The organism is Oscillospiraceae bacterium MB08-C2-2 (assembly GCA_035621215.1).
Lineage (GTDB): Bacteria > Bacillota > Clostridia > Oscillospirales > Ruminococcaceae > WRAV01.
The window spans coordinates 2,197,608-2,217,978 of record CP141729.1; the positions used below are offsets into that span (position 1 = coordinate 2,197,608).

At 52.6% G+C, this 20,371-nt stretch carries 18 protein-coding genes; 14 read left to right on the forward strand and 4 right to left on the reverse strand.

The window, feature by feature from the left end; all coding sequences use genetic code 11:
• The first annotated feature begins 206 nt into the window (after positions 1 to 206).
• Positions 207 to 1,148, forward strand: a complete 942-nt coding sequence (locus U6B65_09805) for a sugar kinase (GenBank protein ID WRS26636.1) — start codon at positions 207 to 209, stop codon at positions 1,146 to 1,148.
• A gap of 274 nt (positions 1,149 to 1,422) precedes the next feature.
• On the opposite strand, the gene U6B65_09810 is transcribed toward U6B65_09805, so the two are convergent.
• Entirely contained in the window at positions 1,423 to 2,115 is a 693-nt protein-coding gene (locus U6B65_09810) for a hydrolase (protein WRS26637.1), read from the reverse strand.
• A gap of 354 nt (positions 2,116 to 2,469) precedes the next feature.
• Between U6B65_09810 and U6B65_09815 the strand changes: the two genes are divergently transcribed.
• From U6B65_09815 to U6B65_09830, 4 genes are all read left to right on the forward strand, one after another.
• Entirely contained in the window at positions 2,470 to 2,982 is a 513-nt protein-coding gene (locus U6B65_09815) for a flavin reductase (GenBank protein WRS26638.1), read from the forward strand.
• 70 nt (positions 2,983 to 3,052) lie between these two features.
• Positions 3,053 to 3,820, forward strand: coding sequence for a Bax inhibitor-1/YccA family protein (locus U6B65_09820; protein ID WRS26639.1), 768 nt, complete (start codon positions 3,053 to 3,055; stop codon positions 3,818 to 3,820).
• Between the two features lie 304 nt (positions 3,821 to 4,124).
• Positions 4,125 to 9,386: an alpha-2-macroglobulin family protein gene (locus U6B65_09825; GenBank protein ID WRS26640.1), complete on the forward strand. Its 5,262-nt coding sequence runs from the start codon at positions 4,125 to 4,127 to the stop codon at positions 9,384 to 9,386.
• Between the two features lie 43 nt (positions 9,387 to 9,429).
• Positions 9,430 to 9,918: a DUF4352 domain-containing protein gene (locus U6B65_09830; protein WRS26641.1), complete on the forward strand. Its 489-nt coding sequence runs from the start codon at positions 9,430 to 9,432 to the stop codon at positions 9,916 to 9,918.
• Between the two features lie 83 nt (positions 9,919 to 10,001).
• Here U6B65_09830 and U6B65_09835 read toward each other — a convergent pair whose 3' ends face one another.
• The 3 genes from U6B65_09835 to U6B65_09845 form a co-directional block, all read right to left on the reverse strand.
• The gene (locus tag U6B65_09835) at positions 10,002 to 10,784 is read right to left on the reverse strand and encodes an amino acid ABC transporter ATP-binding protein (GenBank protein ID WRS26642.1); all 783 of its coding nucleotides are present in this window, start codon (positions 10,782 to 10,784) and stop codon (positions 10,002 to 10,004) included.
• 57 nt (positions 10,785 to 10,841) lie between these two features.
• Positions 10,842 to 11,507: an amino acid ABC transporter permease gene (locus U6B65_09840; protein WRS26643.1), complete on the reverse strand. Its 666-nt coding sequence runs from the start codon at positions 11,505 to 11,507 to the stop codon at positions 10,842 to 10,844.
• A 245-nt stretch (positions 11,508 to 11,752) separates the two neighbouring features.
• Positions 11,753 to 12,640 carry an amino acid ABC transporter substrate-binding protein gene (locus U6B65_09845; protein WRS26644.1) on the reverse strand — a complete coding sequence of 296 codons (888 nt, stop codon included), beginning with the start codon at positions 12,638 to 12,640 and terminating at the stop codon, positions 11,753 to 11,755.
• Between the two features lie 295 nt (positions 12,641 to 12,935).
• Here U6B65_09845 and U6B65_09850 point away from each other — a divergent pair, with 295 nt between their 5' ends.
• The 9 genes from U6B65_09850 to U6B65_09890 all read left to right on the forward strand — a co-directional run bounded on the left by U6B65_09850 (position 12,936) and on the right by U6B65_09890 (position 20,134).
• Positions 12,936 to 13,217: a phage holin family protein gene (locus U6B65_09850; GenBank protein WRS26645.1), complete on the forward strand. Its 282-nt coding sequence runs from the start codon at positions 12,936 to 12,938 to the stop codon at positions 13,215 to 13,217.
• On the forward strand, positions 13,210 to 13,815 hold the full coding sequence (locus tag U6B65_09855) for a M23 family metallopeptidase (protein WRS26646.1): 606 nt from the start codon (positions 13,210 to 13,212) through the stop codon (positions 13,813 to 13,815). The genes U6B65_09850 and U6B65_09855 overlap by 8 nt, the downstream gene beginning before the upstream one ends.
• A gap of 289 nt (positions 13,816 to 14,104) precedes the next feature.
• Positions 14,105 to 14,644 carry a MarR family transcriptional regulator gene (locus U6B65_09860; protein ID WRS26647.1) on the forward strand — a complete coding sequence of 180 codons (540 nt, stop codon included), beginning with the start codon at positions 14,105 to 14,107 and terminating at the stop codon, positions 14,642 to 14,644.
• On the forward strand, positions 14,598 to 15,353 hold the full coding sequence (sufC, locus tag U6B65_09865) for a Fe-S cluster assembly ATPase SufC (protein WRS26648.1): 756 nt from the start codon (positions 14,598 to 14,600) through the stop codon (positions 15,351 to 15,353). The genes U6B65_09860 and sufC overlap by 47 nt, the downstream gene beginning before the upstream one ends.
• A gap of 4 nt (positions 15,354 to 15,357) precedes the next feature.
• Positions 15,358 to 16,764, forward strand: coding sequence for a Fe-S cluster assembly protein SufB (sufB, locus tag U6B65_09870; GenBank protein WRS26649.1), 1,407 nt, complete (start codon positions 15,358 to 15,360; stop codon positions 16,762 to 16,764).
• Positions 16,765 to 16,778: 14 nt separating this feature from the next.
• Entirely contained in the window at positions 16,779 to 17,864 is a 1,086-nt protein-coding gene (locus tag U6B65_09875) for a SufD family Fe-S cluster assembly protein (protein ID WRS26650.1), read from the forward strand.
• Positions 17,851 to 19,086, forward strand: a complete 1,236-nt coding sequence (locus tag U6B65_09880) for a cysteine desulfurase (GenBank protein WRS26651.1) — start codon at positions 17,851 to 17,853, stop codon at positions 19,084 to 19,086. The genes U6B65_09875 and U6B65_09880 overlap by 14 nt, the downstream gene beginning before the upstream one ends.
• On the forward strand, positions 19,073 to 19,516 hold the full coding sequence (locus tag U6B65_09885) for an SUF system NifU family Fe-S cluster assembly protein (GenBank protein WRS26652.1): 444 nt from the start codon (positions 19,073 to 19,075) through the stop codon (positions 19,514 to 19,516). Before U6B65_09880 ends, U6B65_09885 begins: the two co-directional genes overlap by 14 nt.
• 42 nt (positions 19,517 to 19,558) lie before the next feature.
• Positions 19,559 to 20,134 (forward strand): hypothetical protein, encoded by a 576-nt coding sequence (locus U6B65_09890; protein WRS26653.1) that lies wholly within the window; start codon positions 19,559 to 19,561, stop codon positions 20,132 to 20,134.
• The last annotated feature ends 237 nt before the right edge of the window (positions 20,135 to 20,371 follow it).

Below are 20,371 nucleotides of genomic sequence, written 5' to 3' on the forward strand. Positions count from 1 at the left end.
AGCCGGTGCTGCGGGATGCTTTCTGCGGGCCGGCTGTTTTTATTCCCTTATCGCCAAATAACGCTTTGCGTTTCGGGTCAGATGTCTCAATTCCGGGGGAGAAATCTGTGCTCTATGCCCATTGTTCCTGTCGTTGAGGCTATGCTATACTGAAATTAACAGCTTTTTCCGACGGCAAATTAACCTCAGAAAAGGAAGTGGCTTAGATGAAAAAGATCGATGCGGTTTGCTTTGGGCTGGCGGTTACCGATTTGCTCATTACCGGCTTTAACTCGGAGGTGGTGTTTTCAGGCGACCTGACCCGCATGGAGGGCATGGAACTGAGCGTGGGCGGAGATGCTCTCAACGAGGCCAGCGTGCTGGCAAGCCTTGGCTACGGTGTTTCGCTTATGTCCCGGCTGGGGGATGATTTGTTTGCCCGCCATGTTGTGGAAACCATAGAGAAGCGGGGCGTTCAGAACGGCATGGCAATACAGCCGGGGCAGCATACCGGCTTGAGCATTGTGCTCATCCGCCCCGATGGCCAGCGGCATTTTGCGGTTCGCAAGTGGGATGAAACGCTGGCAGTTACCCATGCTGAGGATTTGGATATGGAGCTGATTGAGCAGGCAAAGGTGGTTTCTTACGGCAGCCTGTTTACCTCCGGCGATTTGGATAGCGAAAAGCTGGTGCCCATTTTACGCAAAGCACAGCAGGCCGGGACCATAACCTGTGCGGATATAATGATGGAGCTGGGGGCCTCATTGGAGCAGGTTGAAAAGGCTCTGCCCTATTTGGATTACATGCTGCCCAGCCTTGAGGAGGCGGCTTATTATACCGGGCAAGAAACGCCCTCCCAAATGGCGCAGGTTCTGCTGGAAAAGGGCGTGGGCACTGTGATCATCAAAATGGGCGGCGAGGGCGTGTTTGTTAAAAATACCGAGTTGGAGGTTACTCTGCCTGCCTTTGCGGTTCCTGTGGTGGATACCACTGGTGCCGGGGATAACTTTGTGGCGGGCTTTATTTCCGGCCTCATTGATGATCTCCCCCTGCTGGAATGTGTGCGCCGGGGCAATGGATGCGGTGCCATTTCGGTGCAGCAGGTGGGGGCTTCGGCGGCGGTGAAGAGCAAACAGCAGCTGCTGGATTTTCTGGCTGCTCATGCATAGCCGCTCCATATACGCCGATTTCCCCCATTAAAAAGCGATCTCCCGGCAATCAGTATGCCGGGAAACCGCACTTTCATGGTTTGATTATTACTTTCTGCGGAGCAGGTATTTGAGAAAGGCAAGGCTCCCTAAGAGATAAAACGCCGCCTCAAATAGAGCGGATGCAACAGAAAACACATAGGCCGCATTCCCATTCAGCATAAGCATCCCCCATTCGTTTGGCTCCCACACCATAGGCGGGTAAGCTGGTAAGAAGCGGAAACGCCTTCCTCCACTATTTCTCCGGTGAGGGCTCGGGCTTTGTAATATCCCGGTAGCGGGCCATCATAGATTTAAACAGATCCCCTGTGGAGGGTGGTGTCCAAGTGATGGCATTGGCCCCGGCATTGACAGTATCCGCAATGGATTGCTCGGTTGGCCCGCCGGTGGCAATGATAATGGCACCTGGGTGCTGGCGGCGTATTTGATCCACCAGCCAAGGGGTTCTGGCAGCAGCCGACACATTGAGAATGCTGGCACCAGACTTGAGCCGATCCCCTACATTTTCGTATTCGCTGACTACTGTGACCACAATGGGGATATCCACCACCTCTTTGATCTGCTCAAGGGTGCTGTTAGGAGTGGGAGAGTTCACTACAATGCCCATAGCGCCCTGAAATTCGGCATCGGAAGCAAGCTGCACCACACGGGAGCCGGTGGTGGTTCCGCCGCCCACCCCGCAAAATACAGGAATATCCGCCGCCAGCATGAGGGCATGGGTAATGATGGGCTGCGGGGTAAAGGGATACACTGCAATCACAGCATCGGCGTTGCAGTTGCGGATAATCGCCACATCTGTGGAAAACACGATGGATTTCAGCCGCTTTCCAAAAATACGGATTCCGCCGCATTTATAGATTGCTTCCGGCATTTTTATCATGTGGCTGCGCAAAACGCCGCTGTATTCGGGAACAAATTTTTCCTGCATGATCGCTCACCAGCCCTTCCTAAAATTTTTGATATCAGTATATCAGCTTATTATCGGCCTTGTCCAGTAAAAAGGAAGGTGGGCTTTTTTAAATCTTTGTAACAAATTTTCAGAAAACTCCACTTTTCCCAAAATTTGTGGTATACTGAATAAAATCTTACGCTTTAAAAAATCAGCGCTCTAAACAATGTATCCCACAGCCTTATAGGCTAAACTTTTATTGTTTTGGCTGCTTTTGCCCCCTGCCTGTTTTCTTATATCTACCCACGGGCTCAGGTTGGTAAGGCCTACCCACCTTCCCACTTTTTTTAGGCCTTTGAATACTATAATTCTGGAGAAGGAGTGATTGCTGCTATGAAGGAATTCCAAAAAATAGATCCAAAAGAAATGCCGGGAAATGCAATCCAGCGCATTGGGGATGATTGGATGCTCATCACCACCAAGCGAGGGGAAGAGATCAACACCATGACAGCCAATTGGGGCGGAATGGGCTTTTTATGGCATAAACCAGTGGTGTTTTTATTTGTGCGCCCCCAGCGCTATACCCGTGAGTTTTTGGATGCCGGTGAGGAGTTTACCCTATCCTTTTATGATCGGAGCTTCCGCCCGCAGATGACCCTTTGCGGCAAACAATCCGGCCGCGATATCAACAAAGTGGAAGCCTGCCATTTTACCCCTCGCATGTTTGAGAATGCGCCTGCCTTTGAAGAAGCTGAAACGGTTATTGCCTGCCGCAAGCTTTTCTGCCAGGTTCAAACAGAGGAAAACTTTTTGGACCCAAGCCTGCTCACCAGCTTTTATCCCGATAAGGACTATCACCATTTTTATGTGGCTGAAATTACCGGGGTTTATGTGGAGAAAAAATAATTTTTATTTGCCTTTTAAACCGGGCAAAAAATCTGTGTTATATATTCGTTTAAAAAGGAGCTTGTAAAGAATGTACGAAAATCAAAATCAACCCATGCAGCAAAATACACCTCAGCCTGAATTTGTTCAGTCCCCTGTGCAGGAAGTGGATCAAAGCCGGATGGTGGCCTATCTTTCCCGTGTGTTCGGGTGGATGTTCGTCGGATTGCTGGTTACCTCTGTGGTTGCCTTTGCCACCGCCACAAGCCGCTCTGCCATGTCCCTGATTTTTTCCAGTGAATACACCTTCTATGGTATCTTCATTGCACAGATCGGCGTTGCGCTGGGCTTTAGTGTCGGGCTGCAGAAGATGAATTCCGCCGTTGCCACAATCCTGTTTATGCTCTATTCCGCTCTAACCGGCGTAACCTTCTCGGTTTTGTTTTATGCCTTTGAAATGAACAGCCTGATCTTTGTCTTTGGTCTGACCAGCCTGATTTTTGCCGCTATGGCCATTTACGGTTCGGTTACCAAGCGTGATCTCACCAGCATCGGCCGTTTGGCTATATTCGGTTTGTTGGGGCTGATCGGAGCCAACCTGCTGAATGTTCTGCTTTTTAAAAGCAGCCCGGCGGATATGGTTATCACCAGCATCGGCGTGGTGGTGTTTATCGTCCTCATTGCCTATGATACCCAAAAAATCAAGAATTTCTACCTCTTCGCCGTGGCAGAAAGAGATGCCGACGAGCACAGTGACCCTATCAACAAAATTGCCATTTATGGCGCTTTCTGCTTGTATCTGGATTTCATCAACCTGTTCCTTAAGCTGCTTCGCCTGTTGGGCAAGCGCAAAAACTAATCCACTGCTATAGCAACAAATCTCAGCTCCCGGCTCCCGGTTTCTCGGGGGCGGGAGCTTTCCTGCATATAGACGCATATGTGAATCAAAGTGTGAACCCGCTTGGTGCACATTCTACGATATATTCATATAATGGCCGCTGAACAAAGACAAGCGAACAGTCAATCAATGCATCTGAAGCGACAAAACACACCTGTTTTGTCGCCCCCAAAGGCACAATATGCCTTTGGGGCAACTGCGCTTCGCAAAGTGCGGTTGTTCAGTGGACATTATATAGAGCCGGTATAGAGGAGGTAACCCTTTTATGAAACGCTCGCATAAGCTGATTTCTCTCTTGCTTGCCGCCCTGCTTTTACTCACCGCCTGCGGTGATGCTTTGCCCCAGACAGATTCCGATGCCGCTCCCTCCGGAACCCGCTACAGTCTGGATGCGGCGCTGGAAGGCCTGCGCATTGAAGCAGAGCAAGCCGATGATACCGGCGTTGCCTTAGAAAGCGCCTTTATCCTGACTCCTGGGGGGGAACTCTCCCAGAAGGCCTTATCCGATGCCTTAGAGCTGGAGCCCGCCCTTCCTTTCTCCATTAGCCAGCTCAAAGGGGGCAAGTCGCTTCTTACCCTGTTGGAGCCAATGGAGCCGGATAAAATCTATACCTTCTTTGCCAAGACCCCAGCCGGAACCAAGGGGCGCACGTGGGCTTTTCAGTCCCGGAAGCAATTGAGGGTTGTGTATACCACCCCGGATTCCGATCGGTATGAAAGCTTGCCGGATACCGGCATCGAGGTGGTTTTTAACTATACCGATGTGGATATTTCCCAGCACTTTGAGATCACACCGCCGGTTCGGGGGAGCTTTCTCACCAATGAGGAGCGCTCCGCCTTTGTTCCTGACCGGGATTTGCCCCGCAACACCCGCTTTCGGGTCACCATCAAGGCCGGGCTGCCTGCCGGAAATGGCGTAACTCTGGCAGAGGATTATTCCTTTGCGTTTGTTACCGGTGAGCCCAGCACCTACGAAGCCAAATCCCGGGAGCTGGAATTTTTCATGACCGGCAGCGATCAGGAAACTTTTTTAACCACCGATTCGCCTCTCTTGGAAATTTCCGGCTATAACCTGTTGCCCTCGCTGGAGTTTAAAGTGGAGGCTTTTCCCCTTACCCCCAGCCGCTATAAGGACGAGCTGCTGGCCTTTAACCGCCGCCATTACGATGAAGCCTACAAGCCCGACAGCGATTACACCGCCTCCACAGCTTCCTTGGAGCCGGCTGTCAGCTTTGAAACAGCGGCTGTGCAGGTGGTCTCCCGCTATGGGTACGGCAACTATCCCCGGTATCTGCCTTTTCCCGAGCCTTTGCCTGCGGGGCACTATCTGGTCAGCGTCTCGGCGCAAGACCCCTTTAACGGCAAGACTGTCACCCGGCAGAAGCTGATTCAAATCAGCGACACCTCCCTTTTTGTTCAGTCTCTCAATGGGGATGGCCTTGCTTGGCTCAACGATGCCGCCAACGGTCAGCTCCTTGCAAAAGCGCCGGTGGAGCTGCTGGCTCCTTTGAAGGAAACCTCCATTGCCTCTGTTTCCACCGATGATGCGGGCATTGCCCGGTTTCAAAGCGGCGAAAACACCACCGCACTCATCCACATCCCTTCTGTGGGGGAGCAGCCGGAATACTGGGATTTCCTGTTTTTGCAGGAAACCACCCCTCTGACCGTGGCGGAGAGCTATACAGCCTTCACCTATACCGACCGCCTTCTCTATAAGCCCACCGATACAGCTCAGTTCTGGGGAATCCTCCGGGGCCGCCGGGAGGCCATTGCCGCCGGTACAGCCGTGACGATCCAGTTGCGCTCCGGCAACTACTACAACTGGAGCGGCTATGATTACGGCTTCTATGATAATCAGGCCTTTCTTCAATCCACCGAGGCGGTTTTGGAGCCGGATGGCACCTACATCGGCTCCATGAAGCTGGAAAACCTCATGAGCGGCAACTACTATCTGGCGGTTATGGCCCCGGATGGCCGCCAAGTGGATTATGCCAACTTTGAGGTGCGCAACTACGAAAAGCCGGTTTACAAAACCAGCACCAGCAGCGATAAGCTGTTTTATCTGCCCGGTGAGCAGGCGGATATCAACGCCCATGTTTCCTTTTTTGAGGGCACCCCGGTTTGGGGGCTTCCCCTGTGGGTGCAGGGAGATTTCCAGTCCTCCCAGCCGGTGACACTGGATGCAACCGGCACCGCCCGGATGATGGTTGACCCAACCTCCGGCCCTGTTGTTGCTCACTGGGCCCCCACTCACCTAAGCTACCAGTTTATCCAAACGGGCGAGGGAAATGTAATCCCCTCCATTTACGGCTCCTTCCTTTATTTCCCTAGCGACCTGATTTTGCAGGTCAAGCAGGAGGGAACATCCCGTGAGCCAAAGATTACCGTTTCCACCAACCGGCTGGATACCTCCCGCATTGAGAGCTATGGCGACATCTACCAGAGCTACCCGGATAATTTTGTGGGAGAAGCCGCCGACACCGAGGTCGAGGTGAAAATCACCCGCTACCGGTCGGTGAAAAAGCCGCTGGGTTCCTATTACGACTGGGCATCCAAGCGGAATGTGACCACCTATACCTACGAAAGCTCCGAGAGCCTTTACAGCAGCTATACCGCCCGCACTCAAAACGGCACCCTTTCTTTAAGCGATCTGCCTGCGCCCAACAAGGAAGAAAGCTATGAGGTTATGGTGACCGCCGAGGACAGCCGTGGCCTTTCCATCAGCGAAACAACCTACCTCTTGGCCGGGTGGGATACCCGCCGGAGCTACTACGAAGAAACCTCTAACCTGCGGAAGTTCTATTTCTCCCCTGCCAAAGACAATGATTCGCCCTACTATTCCTATTATGACCAACCCTCTGTCACCTATCAGGCAGGGGAACCCATTGAATTTGCCCTGACCGAACGGCAGGCCAAGGATGACGGCTTCACCGGCCGAGTGCTCTATACCGCTGTGCAGGATAAAATCTTAGAGGCCGGTATTTCCCAGCAGGCCACCCTTTCTCTTGAGCAGGCGGCGGATTTTATCCCCAATGTGAACATCAGCGGTGCCTATTTTGATGGCCGCTACATTTACCCGGTTTCCTCCTTCACCGCCGCCTACGATACGGCGGCCGAAGAGCTGGAAATCTTGGTTCGGCCAGGTGCCTCCCGCTATCTGCCGGGGGAAAAGGCCAGCCTTTCCGTTGAGGTCAAGGATAAAACCGGCTCACCGGTAGAAGCTAGGGTGAGCCTGAGCATTGTGGACGAGGCGATGTTCGCTTTGGGCGAGCAATCCCTTGCCCCCTTAGACAGCCTCTATGCCCGGTGCTATTACCGCGCCCCCGTTACCCATGAATCCTACCGCCAGCACCTGCTTTATATTGAGGAAATCGGCGGCAAGGGCGGCGGTGGCGGCGATGATATGCCCCGCAGCGACTTCCCGGATACGGCTCAATTTCTGAGCCTTGCCACCGATAACAAAGGCCTTGCTTCTCTGGAATTTGAGCTGCCCGATTCCATCACCTCGTGGCGCATCACCGCCGTGGCGGTGGAACAGGAGGCATTGCGGGCGGGGGCAGGTGTTTCCAACATTGATTGCTCTCTGCCTCTGTTTGTTCAGCCGGTGTTCAACGAAGCTTATCTGTCGGGGGATGATGTGGCAATCAGCGCCAGCTGCTTCGGCACCTCCCTAACCCGGAGCACTCCTGTGCGCTACACCGCCACACTGGAGCCCTTGGAAACTGTGGAGGCGGGGGAGATCGCTTTCCCGCTTACACTGGAAATCAAAGGCCGCACAGACCGGCAAACCACTCTAAACTTCGGCAAACTGCCCGCCGGGCGGTATACCCTGACCCTGAAAGCCGCCACCAACGATGGAAGCGATGCGGTTCAGCATGAGATCGAGGTGGTGGAATCCACCCTTGCCCTGCCCATTGTGCAGGAATTCACGCTGGGTGAGAAAAGCACCGGTCTTGGCATCACACCGGCCCAATATCCTATACTCATGGGCTTTGCCGACTCTCAATATCAAACCTTTTTCAGGGTTTCCAAAAAGCTGGTAAGCGACTATGGCAACCGGGGCGATCAGCGGGTTGCCGCCATTGCCGCCAAACGCTCTATGCTTCGCTTTATGAGCGAAGAGGATTCAAAATATCTCGACTTTATCAGTGAGGAGCTGGGTGACTATCTGCTCCCTGACCGGGATTTTCTGAGCTATGCCGGGATGCGGCTTTACCCTTATGATGCGCCGGATATTGCCCTCACTGCCAAAACCTTGGCTTTGCTGGGGCCGGATTATCCCAGCGCCCCCTCCATGCGGGAATTCCTGCTCAGTGAGCTGAGCGCCGCCGAATATATGGAGTATCTCCCGGAGCAAATTGCACCCGCTTATGTGGGGCTTGCCACTGTCGGGGAGCCAGTTCTGCTGAAAATCCGCTCTTTGCTGGCTGACCCTGCCTATAACGGGGATGTATCGCAGCTTTATCTCATTGCCGCTTTAGCGCTGACTGGCGATCAGGACGGTGCCCGAGAGGCCTTTGACACACGCTTTGCCCCCCGGCTTAACGAAGTGGGAAGTAACCTCTATTACCGGGATCAGAGCCTTTCCGATGAGGATAACTACCGTCTGACCGCTCTTTCGCTGCTGGCCTGTGCTGCTATGAACCACCCGGATACCGAGGGCTTGGCCCGCTATCTGGCCGAAACCCCTTCCGCCTCCTATTCCCCCAATCTGGAGCTGGGGCTGTATATCAGCCGGTTCCAGCCGGTTCATTCCGGGAGCGCCGCTTTGGAGTATCAGAAAAATGGCAAGGCGGTCAAGGTTGGTCTAAAGGAAGACGGCATTCACTATGCCAGCTTTATGGCCCCCGATCTGGCCGGGGAAAGCTTCAGGGCCACCCGGGGTGAAATACTGGCTACCGCCTACTACATGGGCAGCTTGGAGGAGTATAGACAGACGCAAAACCCGGATTCCGCACCAGAACAATCCTCGGAGGGGGATACCTCCCAAAGCTCTCCGAAAGATTCTGCCCGCCAACCCGAGATTGCCAGTATTTCCCGCAGCATCCGGGAGGCCTCCCCCAGCGAAATCACCCGGTTTATTCCCGGCGGCGAGGGCTGGGACCCCAGCTCCATGAAGGGGATGGTTTTGGTGGAAATCACAGTGGAGTTCACCGATCAGGCGCCTTTAGGAACCTATGAAATCACCCAAAGCATTCCTTCTCCCCTGCGCTTTGAGGCCTATGAGCCCTATAACGATCAGGAGGGTATCCCCGGGCAGCCCCGCCACTGGAGCTGGTATACCCGGGAAAAGCAAAGCATGCCCATTACCCTTTACCGTTACCTGGATTATGACCCCAGCATGGGGCCATCCTCTGCCACACCTGCGGATACTGTCACACTCCAGTATTTGACCCGCCGGGTGTATGCGGCTGATTTTGCGGCCGAGGATGTGTTTCTGCTGCACCCTGAAAGCGGCCTGACTGTCTCCGGCGCGACCCGTGCCGAGAGCAGCTCCGGCACCGGAAAGGGCAAGCGCACCTTCTGACCCTTTGTCAGGCATCTGAATGAAACATGGAGGGCTTTCTATCATGCTGACTAAAAAGCTTTTGGCGGTTTCCCTGAGTTTTTGCCTGCTGCTGGCCGGGTGCACCTCAAAGAAGACCGAATCTCCCGGCGGCACCGGCGCTTTGCCGGGGGAAACGGTGGAAACCAAGCTGCTTTCCTTTTCCGCCACGGAATTCTCCTTCACCGATACCCCTGTAGGTGAAATCAGCCCCGGCAAGGATCAGCGCCTGCTTGTGGTGAAGGTGGAGGTAAAAAACACCTCCGGGCAGGAAATCACCGTTTATTTCGATGACTTTGAGCTGGAGGCTGGGGAAGAAAAGCGCTTCCCGGAATTCCCCCAGACACCGGAAAATATTGCCGAGGAAACAATCCTCAAGAATCGGGATACTCTCAGCGGCACTCTGCTGTTTTTGGTGCCTGCCAAAACCAAGGAGGCCCGCCTGCTTTACGACGAATACTTTGAGGGCGACCTTAAAGGGGAGAGTTACTGGGTTACACTGAATTTGGAGTAACCGGGTTCTTTCCACACAAAAAGAGCACCTGCCAAGAACGGATTATCCGCCGGGCAGGTGCTCTCTATTTTCGCTTTATTTCTTTATGAATTGTATAGATTATCCTCGGTATAGGCCTTGAGAAATTCCTGAAGCCGCTTACTCTGAGGCCGGTCAAAAATTTCCTCCGGGGTTCCTTCTTCGATGATTTTACCCTCATCCATAAAGATCACCCGGGTGGCGGCGCTGCGGGCAAACCGCATATCGTGGGTGACAATCAGCATGGTGATCTTCTGGGAGACCAACTTGAGGATTACATTGGTCACCTCGTTGGTAATTTCCGGATCAAGGGCGCTGGTGGGCTCATCAAACAGCATAATCTGGGGGTTCATAGCCAAAGCCCGTGCAATAGCTACCCGCTGTTTTTGCCCCCCCGAAAGCTGATCGGGGTAGCTCTCCGCCTTGGAGGCAAGCCCCACCACCTCAAGCAGCTCGTGGGCCTTCTGGACCGAGGCCTCTCGATCCCGGCGCAGAATCTTAACCGGGGCAATGGTGATGTTCTCCAAGCAGCTTAAATGGGGGAACAGGTTGAAGTGCTGAAAAACCATACCGGTTTTGGTGCAGATGCGGCGGATTTCCTTATCAGGGGGATAGGAAACACTGCCATCGGAGCCGGTTTTGACCAGCTCGTCTCCATCGATGGTGATGTTGCCTTGTGTGACCCGCTCCAGATTGTTGACACAGCGCAGCAGCGTGGATTTCCCGCTGCCGGAGGAACCAATAATGGCCACGGCCTCACCCTGCTCAACGGTCAGGGATACATCGTCCAGCGCCTTGAGGGAACCACCATAGGTTTTATTTACATTGCGAATGCTGAGAATCGGCATATTCTTTTACCCCTTTGCAGAATCGTATCAATGGCCTTACAGCCTGTCATCGTAGCATCAAACTGCATCCTGCCGCTCATGGCGGGAGAAGCGTCTTTCCATATTCTGTGAAAACAGGGTGAGCAGAAAGGTCAGGCCCAGATAAATCAGCGCCGCAACAAAATAAGCGGTGGGGTCTACATCCCGGTTGTTGGCATCCTTGGCGGCTTTCAGCAGCTCCGGCACCCCAATGACATAAACAAGGGCGGTATCCTTGATCAGGGTAATCACCTCGTTGCTGATGGGGGGAATAACCCGGCGGAGAGCTTGGGGGATCACAATCATTTTCATGGTCTGCCACGGCGAAAACCCAAGGCTTTTGGCAGCTTCCCGCTGGCCCCGGTCAATGGACTGAATACCCGCCCGGTAAATCTCTGCAAAATAGGCGGCATAATTGAGCATAAAGGTGACCACCGCTGTGGAAAGGCGATCCAGCTTGAGGCCGGTAAAAAGCGGCAGGCAATAAAAGAAAAAGAATATTTGCAGCATCAGGGGCGTTCCTCTGAAAACCCACACATACAGCTTGGATATCGCCTTAATCGGCCAAAACCGGGACATAGTGCCAAAGGATATGGGCAGCCCCAGCGGCAGTGCAAATATCAGGGTCAGTGCAAATATTTTCAGGGTTTGCACCGTTCCCTGAAGCAGAGCCGGCAAAATGCTTTGTATATAACCAATGTCCATAAAAAGTCCATTCCTTTCACATACGTTCAGGCGCTAAAAGGCGGTTAGTAGCAACTTTATACTCATAATACACGCAGTGTGTGTTTGCGGGCAAAGCCCGCAATTTCAAAATTGCAACAAAATTTTGAAATTATATGAGTAGATGATAAGGCAATCCCCATGTCCATCCGAAAAGAAGCCCAAAAGGCAGACAGGGGAATCCTTCCCCAATCTGCCTTGAATTATTGGATAAATTGAAGCCTTGGTTATTTCACCACAATATCCTTGCCAAACCATTTGTTACTGATTTCGGCGGCTTTGCCATTGGCAATCAGGGTTTCCATGGCAGTATCCACAGCACCGGTCAGTTCGGTATCTCCCTTGCGGAAACCAACGGCATAGAGGTCATCGCCAAAATCGAATTCAGCAGTTCCGAATTTGCCCCCCAGCTTGGTGTTCTTGTAGTTGCCGTAAACCTCGTCGATGACCATGCAGTCCAGACGGCCGGTGCCCATGTCCAGAATAACTTCGTCATAGGTGGCGAATTCCACAATCTTACCCTTAATGGAATCATAGATCGGGTCGGCCTGCACAGCCTCCAGAGCGGCGGAGCCGGCCTGAATGCCGATGTTGAAGTTGGCCAAATCTTCTTTGGAGGCAATGGTCACACCGGTGTTGGTCATGACCACGATTTTGTTGTTCAGGTAGCTTTTGCTCAGGCTCATGCTCTGCTGACGCTCAGGAGTGGCGGACATGCCGTTCCAGATGCAGTCAATGTTGCCGGTGGAAAGCTCCATTTCCTTGGCGTTCCAGTCAATGGGCTGGAATGTGGGGGTTACACCCAGCTCCTCGCAGACTGCGGTGGCCAGATCGATGTCAAAGCCAACCAAAGTGCCGTCTGTTTCACGGAAGCCCATGGGAGCAAAGGTATCATCCAAGCCGATCACCAGCTCACCCTTGGTCTTGATATCCTCCAGAGAGGTGGCATATGCGGGAGCGGACTGCGCGCTGCTTCCCTCGGCAGATGCAGCAGGCTCTGCTGCGGATTCCGGGGCGGGCTGAGCTGCACTGCTGCTGGCGCCTGCACCGCCACAGCCGGCCAGCATGGTCAGAGCAAACGTTAGCACCAACAAAAAGGAAATGGATTTTTTCATAATAAACAGTCCTTTGCTTATGTAATAATTTTGTTTTTTCAGAAGCTTTCCGCCGCCTGATCCGGGGTGCTTCCTGTCTCTGTAATGTATTATAGCACACCACTCTACCAAAGTAAAGCAATGAAGCCGCGTAAAATATACTTTTCTCTTTTGCCTCAATTTTAAGGGGATAAAGCTTGTTTTCTTTGTGTACTTTACCCAGTTATTCTGATAAATCAGTGCAGGCAAGCTAAATGCAGGTTGGCACACCTGCAGAAAAAGCCACATATACTGAACTGCGGAAAGGAGAAACAAAATGAATTTGCCGGATAATTTTGTGGCAATCCCTTCTATCACAATTTTATGCTATCTCTTTGGAGAGCTTTATAAAAGCCTTGTATCGGAAACACTGTACAAGCATATACCCGCACTTTGTGCGGCGCTGGGCGTTTTGCTCAGCGTTTTGAGCTTTTATACTCTGCCGGGCTATATTCCGGCAGAGAACTGGCTGGTGGCAGGCAGTATCGGCGCAGTTAGCGGATGGGCTGCTACCGGCGTGCATCAGATAATCAAACAGGAGGGACACAAAAATGAGTAGTCAACGGCTGATTTTACCCATCAACAAATGCCGGTTGACCGCAAGCTGGAAAACCGATGCTTATTATAACCGCTTTGGCTTTATCCATTATGGAGTGGACCTGATCAGCACCACCGGCGCTGTGGATGGCAACCGTACGGTTTATGCCTCCGGTGAGGGTGTTGTGCTGGAACGGGGCTACGACAACGTTGTGGGCAATATGCTGGCTGTTCTTTATCTGGATGCCTACAACCGGGTCACCGGGCGAATTGAGGATGTGGTGCTGCGGTATTTTCATTTAGGCAGCATGAACGTTTCCAAATGGCAAAAGGTAACCAAGGATACGGTTTTGGGCATATATGGAGCCACCGGCTCTTTAAAAGTTTCACCCCATTTGCACATCGAATCGGATACAGACATTGCCTACCCTCTTTACAGCCCCACTGTTTACAGCTCCAACCTGCTTAAAGGGCGCAAGCTGGGTGCCAATGACAAAACTATGCAGAATACACTGGAATGGCTGCACTGCAAAACTTCTCCGCCAGATTGGCAAAGCTACAGCACCGCGCAGAATTCCTTTGTGAATACCAAGGATTGGAAAACCGAGTATATTAACTAGGTAAAAATCAAGGCACACTGAGTGATTGAAAAAACAGATACTAAACTGTCGTTTTCAAATGGCACAGCGCAGGGGGATTTTTCCTCTTCGCTGTGCTTTTGTTGCGTATACTCCTATAGCTTTAAAATCGAAGCCGCTGGGAGGCTTTGGGTAAAAATTCAACCAAAAATCGGGGCATTGAGGGCCCCGGCCATTGACAAGGCGAAAAAACAGGAGTACAATAAATGAAAATTGTTTAGCAGCTAAATAAAATCTTTTTTTTGCTGTATTGCTGTGAAAGGTGGATTCTATGGAATATTGCCGAGTGACAAACCAATTCTTTGACATCATCCGCCTTTTGGAGGAGGAAAAGAAAAAACCAAAGGATTATGGCGTGGGTGCTTCTCTTTATTATGCAGAAGTGATGTTCTTGGAATCCATTGCCCAATATCCCAATGAAAATGTCAGCGATCTTTCCAAACGCTTGGGAATCACAAAGGGTGCGGTTACACAAATGTCGGCCAAGCTGCTTCAAAAAAACGTTATTGAAGCAGTTAAACGTGCAGATAATAAAAAAGAAAAGTCTTTTCGTCTAACAGAAGGCGGAAAACTAGCCATAAAAGGACACCAGCAGTTTCACGAGCAGGCCAATCAAAAGCTCTGTGATTTTTTTGCTACACTTGACCGGGATGAAATGGCTGTGATTTTTCGCTTTTTGGGGTGTCTCAGAGAGTGCATACCCTTCTGCGAATTTCCCTGCCACTGCGGTGAAGAAAAGAGGAACAATAAGGAGGCAGCCTACCATGAACCAGCCACTACTGAATGTGCACAATTTACAGGCGACGCTTGAAACAGGTAAGGAAATTCTCCGGGGTGTGGATTTAACCATTCAGCCGGGGGAAATCCATGTCATTATGGGGCCAAACGGCTCGGGAAAATCCACTTTGGCCAACACCATTATGGGCAGCCCCGCTTATCAGGTCAGCGGCGGTGAAATTTTGCTGGAGGGCGAAGATATTTCGCAGGCCAGCGTTGATCTGCGGGCCAAAAAAGGCATTTTTATGGCCTTTCAGGCTCCGGAGGAAATCGACGGCATCACAGTCAGCGATTTTTTGAAAACAGCAAAAACCGCCTCTTCTGAAAAGCCTCTGCGGTTTTTTCAATTCCAAAAGCAGCTTCAGGAAACCATGGATACCCTTCAGTTTGACCGGGCCTATGCACAGCGGTATCTAAACGTTGGCTTTTCCGGCGGGGAAAAAAAGAAAAGCGAAATTTTGCAGCTCCTTATGCTGGGCCCCAAGCTGGCCATTCTGGATGAAGTGGATTCCGGGCTGGATGTGGATGCAGTGCGTGTGGTTACCGAGGGGATTCTCCGCTATAAAAACGAAAACAACGCTCTGCTGATTATATCCCACAGCACCCGTTTGCTGGATGCACTCCCGGTGGATTTTGTGCACATTCTTTCGCACGGAAAAATTGTCACCACAGGCGACCGGAGCCTGATCGATGAAATCAACGTAAACGGCTTTGCCCGTTTTACCCAAGCAGGTACGAGGTGAAACCATGGAACGAAAAAAAACACTGCTGGGCGAAATTGAGCGCAGCATTTATGACATAAAGGATACCGGCCACACCAGCTATCAGGTGAGCCGGGGCCTGACCGAAGAAATTGTGCGGGAGATTTCCGCTGGGAAGAACGAACCCGACTGGATGCTGGAGTTGCGCCTCCAGAGCCTTGCCACCTTTGAAAGGCTGGAAATGCCCCCATGGGGGCCTTCTCTCCATGAGCTGGATATGAGCCAGATTGTCACCTATGTAAAGCCCGAAACCCGCATGACCGACGATTGGCAGGAGCTTCCCGAGGATATTCGCCTTACCTTTGACCGTCTAGGCATCCCCAAGGCGGAGCAGGAGTCTCTTTCCGGCGTAGGCGCTCAGTATGATTCTGAGGTGGTCTACCACAGCATGCAGGCGGAGCTGGAGGAACAGGGTGTCATCTATACCGATATGGAAACTGCCCTGCGGGAGCATGAGGATATCGTTAAAGCCCACTTTATGAAGCTGCTCCCACCCAGTGACCACAAGTTTATGGCTCTGCACGGGGCGGTATGGTCCGGCGGCTCCTTTGTCTATGTCCCGCCAGGGGTAGAAGTGGAAATGCCCCTTCAATCCTACTTCCGGCTTAACGCACCTGGTGCAGGCCAGTTTGAACATACTCTCATTGTCTGTGAAAAGGGCTCCAAGCTCCATTTTATTGAGGGCTGCTCCGCTCCCCGCTACAATGTGCTCAACCTCCATGCAGGCGGTGTGGAGCTTTATGTGGGCGAAGGGGCTACCCTGCGCTACTCCACCATCGAAAATTGGTCCAAAAATATGCTGAATCTGAACTCCAAGCGGGCGGTTGTGGAAAAGAACGGTGCTATTGAATGGATTTCCGGCACTTTCGGCTCCCACATCACCATGCTGTATCCCAGCAGCATTCTCAAGGGCGAATACGCCCGCAGTGAATACATCGGCGTCAGCTTTGCCAGCACCGGGCAGTTTTTGGATACCGGCAACAAGGTGATTCACGCCGCACCCAATACTTCTTCTACCATGTCCTCCAAGTCCATCTCCAAGGCGGGGGGAAACACCACCACCCGAACAAGCGTATCGGTGCTGCCAAAGGCCACTAACAGCAAATCCAGCGTGATCTGCGAGGCCTTGATGCTGGATAGCCTCTCCCGCTCGGATACCATCCCGGCTATGGACATCCGCAGCGATGCGGTAGATATCGGCCACGAGGCCAAAATCGGGCGTATCAGCGAGGAATCTATTTTTTATCTGATGAGCCGGGGGCTGAGCGAGGAAGAAGCCAAGGCACTGATTGTCCGGGGCTTTGTAGAACCGGTCACCAAAGAGCTTCCGCTGGAATATGCCGTTGAAATGAATCGGCTCATCGGGCTGGAGCTGGAAGGCACCATTGGATAAAAGGGGGCAAAATCATGAAACTGACACAGCTGAACCAGCTGCAAATGCCAACATGGCGTTGGCTTAAATTAAACGAAGCGGAACTGGATTTAGGCCCGGATTTTGAGCTTGATCTTCCCTATGAGGGTGGCATTCTTTCCGGTTCCTTGGCGCAGATACAAACTCAGCCTGCGGTTACCCCGCAGGAGAGCCTTTCCATTCCGGCTGATATGGAGCGAATGCGGCAGTTTGTAAGCACCCACGCCAACCACAGCCTGACCATTATCATCCCGGAGGGGGTTCAGCTTTCCGAGCCAATCTCTCTGGATTTTGTTCTGGATGAGGCATCCCCGGTGCTGGTGGATTTTCTCCACATCCGGGCGGAAAAGAACAGCCGGGCGGATATTTTGGTTAATTATCGTTCTTCCGGTGACAGCTCTTATTTCCACAGTGGGTTTGCCCTGATGGAGGCGGAAACCGGCTCACAGGTGCGTTTGATCAAATCCCAGCTGCTTTCTAAGCGGGATATCCACGTGGATACCACCGCTGTGGTTGCAGAGGCTGGGGGGCAAGGCGATGTTCTCTTCTGCGAGCTGGGCGGCAAGCACACTGTAACCGCCTGCAACCTGACACTGGCTGGGGCCGAAAGCCGCGGCATATTGGATAGCCTCTATCTGGGCAGCGGCTCCCAGAAGCAGGATTTCAACTACCGGCTGGATATACAAGGGGCCGCCTCTGAGGGTGAAATTACTGTCAAGGGAGTATTGGCAGGCACCGCAAAAAAGGTGCTTAAAAGCACACTGGATTTTGTTTCCGGTGCGGCGGGGGCCAAGGGCCGGGAATCCGAAACGGTGCTGGCTCTCAGCAACAAGGCCGTGAACCTTTCGGTGCCGCTTCTGCTCTGCGGAGAAGAAAATGTGGAGGGTGCCCACGCCACCTCCACCGGCAAGCCGGATGAACAGAAGCTTTATTATCTGATGAGCCGGGGTTTTTCCCGGCAGGATGCAAAGCGCCTGCTGGTGGAGGCCTCCTTTACACCCATTCTAAACAAGATTCCATCTCAAGAGCTCCAAAACACAATTTATGAGCGGATACATGAGGTTATCTATGATGAAAACTGATTACAAACAGGATTTTCCCCTGCTCCTTCAAAAAGAAGCGGATGGCCGTATACTGGCCTATCTGGATAACGCCGCCACCACCCAAAAGCCCCGGCAGGTGATTGATGCGGTTTCGGATTACTATAAATCCTACAACGCCAACACCCACCGGGGGGCTTATTCCATCAGTGTCAAGGCCACAGAGGCCTTTGAGCAGGTGCGGGAAAAGGCGGCCCGCTTTATCGGTGCGGCCAGCCCGGAAGAAATTGTTTTCACCGCCGGAGCCACCGATGCCATCAATCTGGCGGCGCTGAGCTATGAGGCCGCCCATGTGGGCAAGGGTGATGAAATTCTCATCTCGGTGACAGAGCACCACAGCAACCTGCTGCCGTGGCAAAGGCTGGCCCATCAGGCTGGCGCGGAGCTGCGCTATCTTCTCCCGGATGAAAGCGGGCGCATCTCCCCCGAGGAGGTTGCCGATAAGCTGACCCCCCGGACCAAAATCGTGGCCATCACCCACATATCCAATGTGCTGGGTGTTGTAAACCCCATCAAAGAAATTACCGCTTTGGCTCACGAAAAGGGAGCGGTGGTTCTGCTGGATGGTGCCCAAAGCGCCCCCCACATTCCGGTGAATGTGCAGGATTTGGATGTGGACTTTATGGCTTTTTCCGGCCACAAGATGCTGGCTCCCGCCGGAATTGGCGTTTTATACGGCAAGAAAAAGCTCTTGCAGGAAATGGAGCCGGTGCGTCTGGGTGGTGGAATCGTGGAAGAGGTCACCCAGCAAAGTGTCCGGTATCTGGACCCACCTCTGCGCTTCGAAGCCGGCACCCAAAATGCCGAAGGGGTGATCGGCCTTGGCGCCGCCATCGATTATTTGGAGGATATCGGCCTTGCCACTGTTCAGCAAGTCGAGCACCGCCTGACCGAATATGCCCTCCAGAGGCTTTCTGGCCTTCCCGGTGTGGTGCTGTACGGCGGGCAAAGCGCCCAAAACAAAACCGGCATCATTTCCTTTAATGTTGCCGATGTTCACCCCCACGATACCGCCACCATTCTGGCCACCCACGGGGTAGCTGTCCGGGCGGGGCACCACTGCGCACAGCCTCTGATGGCCCATTTGGGCGTAAATGCCACCTGCCGTATGAGCCTGTATTTTTACAACACGCAAGAGGATATTGACCGCCTTGCCGAGGCCCTTAAAACAGTGAGAGGGGTGCTGGGCTTTGGAGCTGAATGAGCTGTATTCCCAAATCATCAAAGATCATAACCTTTCCCGGCACAACAAGCACGAGCTGGCAGAGCCCAGTGTGGTGGTTCCCGGCCATAACCCCAGCTGCGGTGACGAAATCCAGCTGTTCTTACAATTCAAGGATGGTATAATCGCCGATGCTTCCTACACCGGGGTTGGCTGTGCCATTTCACAGGCCTCGGTTTCGATTATGCTGGATATGGTAAAGGGCAAAACCTTTGAAGAAGCCAAGAGCCTCTGCGGCCTGTTTTTGAATATGATCCGCCGCACACCTCTTACCGAAGAGGAGGAGCAGGAATTGGAAGAGGCCATTGCTTTTGCCAACATCTCCAACATGCCTGCACGGGTCAAGTGCGCCACCATGCCATGGCATACACTGGAGGCCGCTTTGGAGGCGGCGAGCCCGGCGGAGAATTAATGCTTTGCAGCTGTATAAAACGATGAGGGATGGATGAGGGAAATGAAACAAAAGATACTGTTTGTCAGCAGCTGTGTGCTCAACACAGCCGCAAAGGTTGTTATGTATAACAAAGAGCAAATGGCGGCAGAAGAAAGCCTGCGCAAGCGCTTTTTGCATCAGGCCGTGGATGCGGGCATCCAACTGGTGCAGCTGCCCTGCCCGGAATTCACTTTATACGGCAGCCGCCGTTGGGGGCACACCAAAAGTCAGTTCAACAACCCGTTTTTCCGGGCTCACTGCAAAAAGCAGCTGGAACCTATTTTTATGGAGCTGGAGGAATATCTCTCCGATCCTGAGCGCTTTGAGATTCTGGGCTTTGTGGGCATTGACGGCAGCCCAAGCTGCGGCGTGGATTACACCGGCCAAGGCCCTTCCGGCGGCAGCCTGCGGGGCAGAGATGACTTGGACGAGGTGATCGCAAAGGGCCATCTGGCAAAGGAGCCGGGTGTGCTGTTTGATGTAATCGGTGAAATGCTTGCAGAGCGAGGCATGGATATAAAGCTGACCGGCCTGTTTGCTCCCGAAGAAGAAAAGGTGCTTTCCTTAATCGGATCGGAGCCTTCTGAATCTGCTTAACAAAACTTTTTGAGATACAAAAACGCTGGGGTGCCAAGGGGCATCCAATGCCCCCCATATCCCCCCCCGGATTGTGCCGCTTCGGCACAAAGTGTGGTATTCCTACGTCGAAATCAATTCGACTCCGGAAGAATTACTAAGCCAAAAGACAGTTTGTTTTAGCAGTGTAAAACGCTGGGGTGCCAAAGGGCATCCCAGCGTTTAATTTCGCCTTATTTTCTACTATAATCATACCAC